The organism is Formosimonas limnophila, assembly GCF_014652675.1.
In the GTDB taxonomy this organism is placed as follows: domain Bacteria; phylum Pseudomonadota; class Gammaproteobacteria; order Burkholderiales; family Burkholderiaceae; genus Hydromonas; species Hydromonas limnophila.
This window is the reverse complement of sequence record NZ_BMZG01000004.1, coordinates 148,597-161,255: the sequence shown is the minus strand read 5'-3', so window position 1 is coordinate 161,255 and position 12,659 is coordinate 148,597. Positions and strand designations below refer to the sequence as shown.

Annotated in this window: 12 protein-coding genes and 1 tRNA gene; 2 read left to right on the top strand and 11 right to left on the bottom strand. The window is 47.2% G+C overall.

All coding sequences use genetic code 11. From position 1 onward, the window contains the following. Positions 1–64: 64 nt before the first annotated feature. The 5 genes from IE082_RS04835 to surE form a co-directional block, all read right to left on the bottom strand. A complete protein-coding gene (locus tag IE082_RS04835; protein ID WP_189492370.1) occupies positions 65–1,543 on the bottom strand; it encodes a hypothetical protein in 1,479 nt (492 codons plus the stop codon). A 32-nt stretch (positions 1,544–1,575) separates the two neighbouring features. Then, complete coding sequence (gene rlmD, locus IE082_RS04830; RefSeq protein ID WP_189492367.1) at positions 1,576–2,940, bottom strand: 23S rRNA (uracil(1939)-C(5))-methyltransferase RlmD; 1,365 nt, start codon at positions 2,938–2,940, stop codon at positions 1,576–1,578. 98 nt (positions 2,941–3,038) lie between these two features. Beyond that, positions 3,039–3,800 (bottom strand): peptidoglycan DD-metalloendopeptidase family protein, encoded by a 762-nt coding sequence (locus IE082_RS04825; protein WP_189492364.1) that lies wholly within the window; start codon positions 3,798–3,800, stop codon positions 3,039–3,041. A gap of 20 nt (positions 3,801–3,820) precedes the next feature. Next, entirely contained in the window at positions 3,821–4,660 is an 840-nt protein-coding gene (locus IE082_RS04820) for a protein-L-isoaspartate(D-aspartate) O-methyltransferase (protein ID WP_229809726.1), read from the bottom strand. A 4-nt stretch (positions 4,661–4,664) separates the two neighbouring features. Then, entirely contained in the window at positions 4,665–5,444 is a 780-nt protein-coding gene (gene surE / locus IE082_RS04815; RefSeq protein ID WP_189492362.1) for a 5'/3'-nucleotidase SurE, read from the bottom strand. Positions 5,445–5,532: 88 nt separating this feature from the next. Between surE and IE082_RS04810 the strand changes: the two genes are divergently transcribed. Next, positions 5,533–5,609: transfer RNA gene (locus IE082_RS04810), tRNA-Pro, on the top strand. Positions 5,610–5,976: 367 nt separating this feature from the next. Here the strand turns inward: IE082_RS04810 and IE082_RS04805 are convergent. After that, positions 5,977–6,507: a hypothetical protein gene (locus IE082_RS04805; protein WP_189492359.1), complete on the bottom strand. Its 531-nt coding sequence runs from the start codon at positions 6,505–6,507 to the stop codon at positions 5,977–5,979. Between the two features lie 38 nt (positions 6,508–6,545). On the opposite strand from IE082_RS04805, the gene IE082_RS04800 reads away from it, so the two are divergent. Next, positions 6,546–7,199 carry an IS3 family transposase gene (locus IE082_RS04800; protein WP_189492356.1) on the top strand — a complete coding sequence of 218 codons (654 nt, stop codon included), beginning with the start codon at positions 6,546–6,548 and terminating at the stop codon, positions 7,197–7,199. A gap of 185 nt (positions 7,200–7,384) precedes the next feature. Here the strand turns inward: IE082_RS04800 and IE082_RS04795 are convergent, their stop codons facing one another. The 5 genes from IE082_RS04795 to IE082_RS04775 are packed head-to-tail and all read right to left on the bottom strand — an operon-like array spanning position 7,385 to position 12,594. Beyond that, entirely contained in the window at positions 7,385–8,245 is an 861-nt protein-coding gene (locus IE082_RS04795) for a TauD/TfdA family dioxygenase (RefSeq protein ID WP_189492353.1), read from the bottom strand. A gap of 8 nt (positions 8,246–8,253) precedes the next feature. Further along, positions 8,254–9,612, bottom strand: a complete 1,359-nt coding sequence (locus IE082_RS04790) for an ATP-binding protein (RefSeq protein ID WP_189492350.1) — start codon at positions 9,610–9,612, stop codon at positions 8,254–8,256. Continuing rightward, a complete protein-coding gene (locus tag IE082_RS04785; protein ID WP_189492347.1) occupies positions 9,609–10,280 on the bottom strand; it encodes a response regulator transcription factor in 672 nt (223 codons plus the stop codon). Before IE082_RS04785 ends, IE082_RS04790 begins: the two co-directional genes overlap by 4 nt. A gap of 17 nt (positions 10,281–10,297) precedes the next feature. Next, positions 10,298–11,053 carry an SDR family NAD(P)-dependent oxidoreductase gene (locus IE082_RS04780; RefSeq protein ID WP_189492345.1) on the bottom strand — a complete coding sequence of 252 codons (756 nt, stop codon included), beginning with the start codon at positions 11,051–11,053 and terminating at the stop codon, positions 10,298–10,300. Between the two features lie 53 nt (positions 11,054–11,106). After that, complete coding sequence (locus tag IE082_RS04775; RefSeq protein ID WP_189492342.1) at positions 11,107–12,594, bottom strand: AMP-binding protein; 1,488 nt, start codon at positions 12,592–12,594, stop codon at positions 11,107–11,109. Between the last annotated feature and the right edge of the window lie 65 nt (positions 12,595–12,659).

The following is a 12,659-nucleotide window of genomic DNA, read 5'->3' as shown; positions in this document are numbered from 1 at the left end:
TTGATGGAGATGCTTTGTCAACAAGGCATTGTGTATGGATGGTAAACGATGGATTAAGGATTGGTTAATAATTGCCAACACCCTCACCCGTTTCACTCGCAGGTGGTGTGATGATGACAGGTAACGTACTATCTGGCTTGACTTCGGGCTGCTGCTTGGGCTCAAGCATGAGGTCTTCTGCCTTGGTATCAAGCAGTGTTTTCAGCTCTGCTTGCACTCCATCAAACGAGCTCAAATTATCGGGAATTGGCCAATCATAGCGTTTGCCCTGTACCTTATAGCCTTCACGGTAACTAACGAGCTTCTCTAAACTCGCCCTCATATCAGCGGGCGCAACACCGAGATAATAACCGTAAGTCACTGTGGGGCGCAACGCACCCTCATTACGGTCGGCCATGCCAGCCGCACTCGCACCTGAAGCCGTCAGATCCGTGACAGGCAGCCCCGTGAACAAGGTCACAATGGTACCAAACACCTGACCGATAAACAGACCTTTTTTCCCACGTTTGACACGTAACCCTTGGCGATACTGCTCACCAGCGGCAACCGCTGATAAAGTCAGTAAATCCGACTCGTTCAAACTCTCCAAAAAACTGGGGTCTACATATACCCGCGCATCGGCTTTGGTCGAATAACCCGTGCCTTTGGTCGAAAAATCCATGCGCAGTATATTTCGTTCAGACTCAACCGTGAGATTAGACAAACAGTAATCGGCTTTTTTAATGCTGAGTGTTTCGACTTGGCCATTTTGCTCCACACTCAATTGAATATTAGGTAATAAGTTACTGGCTTGGCGCGCTTTGCCTTGATAAACAATCTGATTAAAATCGGCCTGAGTACGAATCGGTTGATTGTTGAGCGTGAGAACACGGGCGTCTTTTTTTAGCCCCGCTGTATAAGCATTGCCATAAACTTTTCGCACAGTCGGCGCAGCCGTACTGTCAGAGGGATAACCAATTTCAAAACCATAACCATTAGAAACGGAGGGACAGTATTTAACAGGCACCTGCGCAAACCGCTGATTGATGAGATAAATCGGCTCTGGCTTGGCTGGCACTTCGACAAGAGGAGGGGCAATAGGCTGAGGCTGAGCAGTAACTTTTTCAGTGAATTCAGTAACGGTGGTCGCTGGTTCAGCTCGCTTTAGGGGTGCTGATTTTTTGGGGATTGTGTCGGTCACATTGGTTCTGGCTGGTTGTTGACCCGACGGTTTGGGCTGTGCACTGATGGCTTTTTTGGGTACAGCGGTGACTTTGGGGGCAGACTTGGTCGCAGATTTGACATCAGAACGTTTTGTGACGGCTGGATTGGTTTTGGAATTGGCTATCGCAGGCTTTTGAGCGACGGTTGTTTTGGCTTTGGGCGCGTTGGTTGTGCCGCTTTTATTTGGGGCTTTAACGGCTTGTTTGCTAACTGTCTTGGGTGTGGCCGATTTGGTGGGGGCTTTAACCTTCTCATCAGCCGTTTTTGCTTGACTTGGTGAAATCACCAACGCAGCAACAAGGGCTGCGGTAATGGTTATGTGATGCTGTTTTGTCTTCACTGCAATCCCCCCTTTTTTGATTTTTGCCGATATTAAATCAAATCAAACACAGCCATAGATTCGACATGCGCCGTGTGCGGAAACATATTCACGACACCCGCGCTGGAGAGGCGATAGCCTGCTTGATTGACGAGTGTGTTGGCATCACGCGCGAGCGTTGATGGATTGCACGAGACATAAACAATCCGCGTGGGCTTCTCACCTCGTTCCAACTGGGCCAATGCCAAACAAAGCGCATCCGCGCCATCGCGCGGCGGATCAACCAAATACTTGTCCAATCGCCCCAAACCACGAAGATCATCGGCGGTCACTTCAAATAAATTTCGGCAGAAGAATTCGGTTTTATCATCCACACCATTGACCACAGCGTTTTCCAAGGCTCGCGTAGTCAGCTGAGTGGAGCCTTCAATGCCAATCACATGCGACGCCACCGTCGCCAGCGGTAATGTAAAGTTGCCCAAACCACAGAAAAAATCACCAACGCGCTCATCAGGCGCCACCTCCAATAAACGAACCGCGCGCGAGACCAATACGCGATTGATGTGGAAATTCACCTGAGTGAAGTCCGTCGGGCGATAAGGCATGCGGATGTTGAAATCAGGCATGTCGTAGTATAAGTTTTCACTGGTCGGATGGAAGGCATACACCGTCTCGGGGCCTTTGGGCTGCAACCAAATATCTACACCATGTGCATCACCAAACGCTCGGAACAGTTGCTCATCGTCAGCAGTCAGAGCATCCATATTGCGAAACACCAGCACTGTCCGCGACTGACCAACAGCCACTTCGATTTGTGGAATTTTTTCAATCAAGCTCGTTTGACCAACCAGCTCACGCAAAGGCATGAGCAAATCTGATACATGCTTGGGCAGGACTTCACATGCTTCCATATCGGCCACATACGCGCCACCTTTTTCACGGAAGCCTACCAATACTTTATTTTTTTTGTGAACATTGCGCACCGACAATCGAGCACGATAACGATAACCCCACGTCGGCCCCGCAATCGGACGCAAAATAGTATCGGGTTTGACTTGACCAATGCGCTGTAGATTATCCTCAAGCACACGCTGTTTAGCAGAAACCTGCGCACGCCCATCCATGTGCTGCATCGCACAACCACCACAGATATCAAATGATTGGCACTTGGGCACAACACGGTCAGCCGATGACTTGAGAACTGCGATGGTGCGGGCTTGATTGTAGCTGGACTTCTCACGCACAACCTCAGCACGCACTTTTTCAAAAGGCAAAGCCCCTGTCACAAAAACCACCTTACCATCCTCACCCCGCGCAATACCACGCCCCTCCATATCCAAAGACTCTATGGTGTAATCAATGATGGGAAAAATTTTGGAGGTTCGTGCAGATGATTCGCGGTTACGGCGACGGGCCATGAGACATTCTTTCGTTAATAAAAGTTTTCAGTGGTTAATGGTGAAAGTGATTCAAAAAAATAGGGCGAAACTGCGTCCGCCCCCCAGTCATGATGAGATTACGGCACTCGCGCAGGTAATACTTTGAGCGGATCAACTGGCTTGGCATTCAAACGTGTCTCGAAGTATAACTGAACACGCTGAGCATCCGTATCCCCCATTCTGGCAATAGTCTGACCTTTGCGTACATCGTCCCCTACTTTCACTTGGAGGGCCGAATTATTGGCATAAACAGTGCTCCATGTTTCGGAGTGTTTAACAACCACCATATTGCCATAGCCACGCAAACTGTTGCCAGCGTAAGTCACCTGCCCATCAGCCACAGAGAAGACGGGGTCGCCTGCCACACCATCAAAAACCAAGCCTTTACTCGCAGAGCCATCGTATTTCACCAAAACAGCACCAGCAGTTGGCCAGCCCCAGTTGATGTTATTGCTCGTATTGGGATTCACACCAAAATCGCGGTCAGAGTTAGTGTTCACACGCGTACGGGCCACACCACCACTTGTATTGGCCGTATTCGTCGTGCTGGCCACACTCGCATTAGGGCGAACACGCAGACGCCAACCCACTTCAATGAGATTGGGATTGGTCAAGTTATTCCAGCGCATGATGTCTGTGTAGTCCACCCCATTCGCACGGGCAATGAGGACCAACGTATCACCAGACTTAACGCGGTACATTCCGTTTGCATCAGCCTTTCGGCTGGTTGAGGAACCGCTGCCAGCGCCGCCCGTACCGCAAGCAGTCAGTAATGATATACTACCGATGAGCAATGCTGCTGCCAGCTTTTTAGTGAAAACTTTATTGAATCCAAACATATCAAACCTCCCTATACAATTCACCCTTGCGTCACACCGCCGAGCAAAGGTACAAAATTCACAGCATCCAACACTTCTCTGCACCATTCGTTAGTCGACAAGCGCGTGATGCGTTCCAATCGCTGCACCCGTTCACCCACAGGCGCAACCAGCACCCCTCCAATGGACAACTGCTCAAGTAAAACCTGCGGCACGCTCAATCCCGCCGCCGCCAAAATAATGCCATCAAACGGCGCTGCGTCAGGCCAGCCCAGCATACCATCTCCATACTTCACATGCACGGGCGCAGCACCTTTTTGTAAAACACTGGCCATTTGTCCAAGGTTGACACAGGCCGAATCATACAATGGCGCGACGCGCTCGATTGTATAGACCTGCTCCGCGCACATCGCCAAAACTGCCGCCTGATAACCACAACCCGTGCCAATCTCCAGCACATGGCGCAATGAACCCGCAGCGCGCATCAGCGAAATCATTCTCGCCACAGTCGAAGGATGAGAAATCGTCTGTCCATGACCAATCGGCAGCGCATCATCGTCATACGCCCTCAGATAAAAAGCCTCATCGACAAACACATGGCGCGGCACACGCGACATCGCCGAGAGCACCACCTCATCCGATATGCCCTGCTGCATCAACGCAGTCACCATGCGTGAACGCGCTTTCACAAAAATTTCAGGATGCGCTCGCCAATCGCTCGACGTATTGCGCAGGGTATCCGCTTTCATTAAAGGATACAGCAAATCGACTTGCTTCGGCGCGAACGACAGTGACGCAGATGGCGCGCGCGCGCGCTCATCAGCGGCGCGGTTCCACGCACGCTGTACTTCACTGGTCGGTTCAAACGCGCGCTTTTTCACTTCATCAGCCTGTCGTCAATTGAAAACCAGCCAAGGCAGCGGCAGTCTCAGCCAAAGCCTCATGCCCCGTTAAATCCAGCTGCAACGGTGTCACCGACACCCTGCCCATGGCTGTCGCATGAAAATCAGTACCTTCCTCACCATCCTTAACAGCCCCAGCAGCACCAATCCAATACTGCGTCTCACCTCGCGGATTAACCACCACATGAACGGGTTCTGCCGCATGGCGACGTCCCAAACGTGTCACTTCTACGCTGGTCATTTTGCTCAAAGGCAAATTAGGGACGTTAATATTCCATAGCAATGGTGTGCGAATATCTCGCTCTAAAAACATTTTCACAAACGAGCGCGCCACCAATGCTGCATCCTCAACATTGCCCCAGCCACGATCAACTTGTGAAAAAGCCAACGATGGAACGCCTGACAAAAACCCCTCAGTCGCCGCCGCCACAGTGCCAGAATACAGCGTATCGTCGCCCATATTCTGACCGTTATTAATCCCAGACACCACCAAATCAGGCAAATCATCAAAAAAGCCCGTACTCGCCAAATGCACACAATCTGTCGGCGTACCGTTCACTACATAAAAACCATTGCTGCTCTGACGCACCGTCAAAGGTTTCGCTAACGTCAACGAATTAGATGCCCCAGAGCAATTCTGCTCAGGTGCCATCACCGTCACATCACCCAAATCACGCAATGCCTCGTACAACGCCAAAATACCCGCAGCATGATAGCCATCATCATTGCTGATTAAAATTCGCTTGCGTCGATTGATACTCATGGTTGTGCCTTTTTGTTCCACTATTTAGCCGTGATTATAAAGCCATCTGGTTTGCTTTATCCAAAAAAACCGCTATAATGTCGCTTCTCGGGGCGTAGCGCAGCCTGGTAGCGCACTTGCATGGGGTGCAAGGGGTCGTGAGTTCGAATCCCACCGTTCCGACCAATAAAATCAAGGCCTTACAGCTTTTACACTGTAAGGCCTTTTTTGTTTTCTCGTTAAATATCTCCACCCCCTGAACAAACCCCTGAACAGTTTAATGAAATGGCTTAGCAAAACCGCATCTTTATGAACAACACTATCGTATAAACCCACTTTTAAAAATTCCAACACAAGAGACTTATTGCCAGTCTCAGCCCCACAGGTGAAGCAAGTTCCATCCAAGTACCTTTCTCTTTATTGCTTGAGTTTATCCAACATATCACGCTGCTCACGCAATAATGCGCGAGTTTCTCTGCGTAATGCTTTCAACTTTATCCAAACTCCACCCTTATAGGCGTTACGTGACACAGTGGCCTTGCCCTCCTCTGTCTTAGCCCCTGTTGACTGCTGCCACGGTTTCCAACGGTGTATGGCTTGAGATTGCCGTTTTCGTCGTGCGACTGTCCAGCCGTTGCGGTTGATTTTTGGTATCTTTGGTGTTGTCATGGTTTGATTCCAATACTTTGTTTGTCTCACTTTGATTTTTTCCCGCGTGCATGTACGCGTACTGCTCTGAAAATTGACCACTCGCGGCTGCACTATTATTCACTTGCTGGTGTCCATTGGCGATATTCGCTTGTTGAGTCACTATGACTTGTCGCGGGTATTTCAACTCCACCAATGCTTGTATCGTGGCACGGCTTTGCGTCTGCGCTTTAAGTGCTAAGTTCATGTAGGTTGTGAACTGTTTCAAGTATTGTTGGTTGTTCGCCCGATTTGCCATGCTGACAAACATCGTTTGCAAGGCCTTCGCTTGCCCAACCAGCATGGCTTCTAAATCTTTCATATTGCCGTTTTGCACAAGCTCAATACTGGCTTGTATGTCATCAAGCAATTGCTGCGCGTCCAGCTCACCAAACATACTTTTGCTAAATGTCTCTGATACAACGGTGCTTGAAAATGCAGCACTACTCAATAATCACTCGAACTGGTACGCCGTCGCATGAAGCGCTTGGCTTACAAGGTATTCAAAAACGCAAGTTCAAGCATACGACCGACAGTAAGCATAACCTACCCACAGCGCCTAACTTGCTCAACCAATGCTTTGAAGCCGATGCACAGAATACCAAATGGGTGGCTGACATCACGTACATTCGGGTGAAGCAGCAATGGCTGTATTTGGCAGTGGTGGTTGATTTGTACTCACGCAAGGTCATTGGTTGGACATTTGGTGAGCGCATCAATGCTCGACTGGTCTGTGATGCACTCAAGGCGGCGCTGTTCAAACGGGGCTACCCATCAGGGGTGATTGTGCATACCGACCGTGGCAGCCAATACTGCTCGCACGCCTATCAGCGATTGATTAAAGCCTATGGCTTGAAATGCAGTATAAGCGGGAAAGGCAATTGTTACGACAATGCCGCCTGTGAGAGCTTCTTCCATACGCTCAAGGTCGAACATGTCTATCGCATTGCTTTTGAGTCAATGGAGCACGCCAGACGTGAAATCTTCTGGTTTATTGAGGCCTATTACAACCTCAAACGCAAACATTCAAAATTGGGATACCATAGTCCTGTAAAATTTGAATCCCCAGCAGCTAAAATTGCTGCTTAAACTGTCCGTTGAAATGAGGGCAGATCAACGCCACCTCATAAACGAAAACACCAATGGAATATCCATTGGTGTTTTCGTTGTGCTTTACTTTTATCTGTTTGTAGCTGAATACCCATGTAGCTTATTGTTTTTTTCTAACAACTTACCCCAGCGGGCGGCTTTGTATTGCTGCGATTTCTTAAAACTTAGGCAGCAGTAACAAACCCCATGCCAATATGCAATTCGCGTCTATCTGCATCTAAAATAGCGCGTCTGCCATGCAAAACTCGGGTGTTGTCAATAATGACCACGTCCTCATCATGCCAATCGACCTCAATTGTGTGCCGTTCGCCGATTTCATGCAGAGTCGATTTCAATGCATCGTCAATAACTTGATCATTTGCCAGTGTAAACACAGGCGGTTCATAATTGTACGAAGGCCCTAAAATAGAATTGATAAATGCCGATTTGCCTGAGAAGATGCTTTGATCAATTGCATGGATTTTGAGGTTGTAATAAATAGTGCCATCATCATGCCATACGTAGCTTTGGCGCGTATTGGCCTGAATCAAATCATCTAAATGTGCGCGTGTTACTTGCTCAATATGTTCGAGCTTGGGGTGTTCGTTGAGCACATAGGTTTTCCAACGCTGTTCTGGTAGGTGACGACTTACCAGAACAGGCATGGACAATAGCTCTCGTATATCAGGGGGTAAATCTTCTAAAATCGCAGTACCATCGCATACGGTTGTTTGTGAGCCCCGTCTTGCCGCGCGTCTCGAATAGAAGGCAACCACGTGGGGAGGGAAAGGTGTATTGCCATTTTCATTGTGTAGGCCAACAGGTAGTGTGCCTGCATCCACTTTTTGAGTTTGGCCACTCATGTATTCACGCGCTGGGTCAAAGGTTAAACGTGTGCACAATTGTTTCATCAAAGCAGAAAACCGTTCAACACTCATCTCAAAATCACGTAAAAGCACCCATCCTGAGTTTTTGAGATGATGTTTAATTTGCGTGATGGTTTCGTTGGTGGTTAAGTGGCCGTCTGAGTAAATGATGTTGTTCATAAGTGCTCCTATTGAATATGGGTTCTAAAAGTCACTGCAACACGAAGTCCTTGGGTGTCGTGCTCTGACAAGGCTCTATTTTCAATCACGAGTTGCGCATCATTTAGTTGGCAAATACGCTGCACGATCGACATGCCCAAACCAAACCCATTGTCTTGGTGGGTCACACGATAAAACCTGTCAGTAATTGATTTTAAGTGTTCGGCTGAAATGCCCACACCCGTGTCTATGATGGTCACACGAACGTGGGGTTCGTTGTCAATGTAGACGCAAATTTTCCCATCGCGGGGAGTGTACTTAATGGCATTTTCAATAATATTTTTGAGTAAAATATAAATCATATTGGCCTCGCTTTGAATCCAAGCATGAGGATGTCCATAAAGTTTTAAGTCAATAGTGCCTTGTTCATGATAAATGTTTAACAAGTCTGTACAGACTTTTTGTGCGACTTCATACACATCGATGCGCTGTGGCTGTGTGAGATGCATATTTGCATCCAGTCTAGCCAAAGTTAGTAGTTGTTCTATTTGAACTTTAGCACCATTCACTGCATTTTTAATTTTGTGTAAAATGCTTGGGCTTGGTGCTTTTAATGCAGTCTGAACCAAGGTATCAATGATGGCTAAGGGGGTTCTTAACTCATGTGCGGCATTGGCAGTAAAATCACGTTCTTTATTTAAAGAGTCCTCTAGAGAACTCATGAGCCGATTGAGCGATACAATCATGGGGCGTACTTCTAGGGGGGCCCCTTTCAAAGACACTGGTTCTAATCGCTCGGGTGAGCGTTCTGCAATGTTTTGACTTAAGTCATTTAAAGGTCGTAAACTTTCTCGAATGAAGTACCATAACAATAAGAGCAAAATCAAAAAGCCAGCCAGCATGGGAATCAACCAACTAATTAAAATCTCATTAATCATATGGTTTGACAAAGTGCGAGAGCGAGCCACTATAATCCAATATCCAGTATGTGCATTGCGCGATGCGTAACTGCGCCAGTCTTCTCCAGACAGTTGCACATCCGAAAATCCTTCTTGTCCAAGTGCGACTATTTGCTCGGGTATTCGCTCCGAGCGAAGCACCAACTCACCTTGAGCATTCCATATCTGAATGGCCATGCTGTTTTCATAACCCTCTTCAGAGTGTAAACGCGTGTGCAATACCCCCGTCAGCTGTCTGTCTTGGCTCAGGGCACTCAAGTGATTGGCATAAACCACTAAATTGGCATCTAGGGTCTCTTGCATTTCATGACGCAACCCCCACAGCAAAAAAGCGACACTCAGGCTGCCAAACACAGCCAAAATCACCATCACAAGGTACATCAAATGTTGACGGATGGATTGGCTTTGAAAAAAAGACCATCGGCTCATGACGCGCTCGATTTTTGATTGAGTTGGTAACCGATTCCGATATGTGTTTTGATACAGTCTTTGCCCAATTTTTTGCGCAAGTGTGAAATGTACACTTGCACGCTGTTGCTGGCAATATCATTGTCCCAAGTGTATAACTTCGCTTCTAAAGTGCCGTTAGAGACAATACGACCTTGAGCTTCAATCAAGATGTGCAACACACTGAATTCTTTATTGGATAAAATCACAGGTGCACTATCGAACCAAACTTCATGGGTTTGAATATTCATTCGAAAAGCCCCAAACTGAAAGACATTGTCTTGAAAACCAGAAGATCTGCGTGAAATTGCTCGCAACCTTGCATCCAGTTCATCGAGTTCAAAAGGCTTGACCACATAGTCGTCCGCCCCTAAATTGAGACCTTTAACTTTATCAAGAGTAGTATCACGTGCTGTCAAAATAATCACTGAGGTAGGGTTGTTGCTTTGGCGCAAGCGTTCAAGGCACTGAAATCCAGACATATTGGGCAAATTCACATCCAATAAAATGGCATCAAACGTGCTTTCATCTACCTCAAGCAAAGCATGCTCAGCACTGTGCACAACATCTACCACGTGCCCTAAAGCACTCAAGCCCAACTGAATCGCTTCAGCCAAAGGTTCATTGTCCTCTACCAGTAGTAATCGCATAGGTTAACCCGTCACCTTTAAAAAATATCTCGCCCTGCTTGGGTGGCTTTACGTAAGGCTTTGCTCACGACTTTAGGAAAGCCGCCGTTTAGACGTGCAAAAATTCGTTCACTACCGCCAATAATCGTATGAGGCTTGCCCGCCTCAATAGCTTTGAGAGCCGCTTGTACCACTTCGGGCACCTCATCCATTGTCGAGCCTGTAGCCTTCATAAAAGCACGTGCTTTCTCATCATTCATGGGCGTATTTACAGCTCTGGGTGCAATGTGGCAAACTTGGATACCCAATGGCTCTAATTCGCGACCAAGGGCTTCACTTAAACCGCGCAAGCCAAATTTGCTTGCTGAATACGCTGCATAATAGGGAAAACCGATATGACCAAAAACAGAGCCGATATAAGCCACAAAACAGCCCTTGGACATATAAGGCAACACCAAACGCGTCAGCAAAGTCGGTGCTATTAAATTAGTTTGCATCATAGTAGCCAATGCTTCTGGCGACTGTTTCATAAACACCCCAGCTTGCTGTAAACCCGCTACATGAATCAAACCATCAATGCGTTCTAACTCGTAAAGTGCTGACTCCAGTCCTAAAATAGAATTTTCTTGACTCAAATCCACAGTGAGATGTTCAACACCGTCGCGTACAATCGGGCTGCGCCCCAAAGTCACAATTTTTGCCCCCTGCTCAAGCAGTTTGTACATCATTTCTTTGCCAATGCCTCCGCTGGCACCTGTCAATAAAATGATTTTTCCAGAAAAATAAGACATCATCACTTCCTTTTTTGATTTAATAAAGTTTTGCATCAGTTATATTAGGCACAGGCTTAAATCGTTATAAATTGATGAGGCACTGAATGCAGTTGCGCTATGATCGCCGATCGAACAAGCACCCCATTAGAGCGCAAAGTACCCGATGAAAGGCAAAAAGGTGTTGCTCGAATCCATAATGCACGCACTTGCGCATAATGAGGTAACTGTTGATTCAATGTGTTGACTCGATTGAGGACTTCTTCAACTGAAAACTTTGAATAAATAACCGCTGACAAGTTGGGCTCGGCATCGCCCATTAGACACACTTGTTCTATGCCCATATCAGCTAGCAATTGTTCCACCCATTCAGGTGCGATGTTGCGACCAAAAGCATTGATGATGACATTTTTTTTGCGCCCCTTAATATACAAAAAACCATCATCCAACACTCCTAAATCCCCTGTTGCCAGCCAATCATTACCAAAGCGTTCTCCACTTAGATAACCAACAGCATTGGCACCTTTAACAAAAATCTCGTCGTTTTCAACTTTTATCTGCACATGCGGCATGGGCTTTCCCACTGAACCGATTCGATTAAACTTGGCCGTGTTCAGTGTTGCAATTGAACTGTTCTCAGACAAACCATAGCCCTGATAAACGGGTAAGCCCAAATTTTGAGCGCATTTGATCAGCTCAGTGGATATCAAAGCTCCTCCAGTGGCAATAAACTTAAAAGACTTTATGGCGTCACTAGAAATCAAGTTTTGCTCAACTTGTAAAACCAATTGAGCCAGCAATTCGGGCACGGTAATCATCACCTGTGGGCGCGTGTGATTGATGACATGAGCAAAAATGGACACATCTATCGAAAAGTCTGGACGATAGCCGATGCTGGCCAAAGGCCACGCGACAATACTGGCACCTTTACTTAATGCAGTATATACCCCAGCCACATTTTCTAGCAAGACAGACAATGGCAACAATGAGAGATAACAATCACCCTTTTGCAAATCCACACTGTCGCACAGTGAATCCGTTAAATGAGATAACGTGGTATTGGCTATCAAAACCCCTTTAGGATCCGCAGTGGTTCCTGAGGTAAATGTCACCTTATCAACCCCTTCCAAAATTGGCCAAGCTTGGCGCGATAAGCCATCGGATAGTATCAGCATCATGTATGTAACCCCTGTGATTTCAATTGAGCACAAACGCTCAATCTGACATAAAGGTGACAAACGCTCAACCCAGGCTGCCTCACAGATCACCACCTGAGGGTGAATGGATTGAATGATGTGTGCGATTTGCTGCGAATGAAAAAAACTTGGAATGGGCGTACACAAAGCATTAGCGTGTACACAAGCCAAATCTGACACCACCCATGCAGAGCCATTGTCCAAATACAACGCCACATTGCTCCACCCCTCTTGCTGTAAGTGCTGTGCCAGTTCAATCAATTCATTTTGCAGCGTGGCATAATGGGTGTCTTGCTGCGTTCCGTTCTCTGATATCAATGCAACAGGATTGCCATGCTTCGCCCAATGAGCAATTCGTTCTAAAATCATTTTTCGTGCCTTTTAATGAAAAACTCTGTAAACGGATACCACTTAATGTCAGGGTGTGACTATTG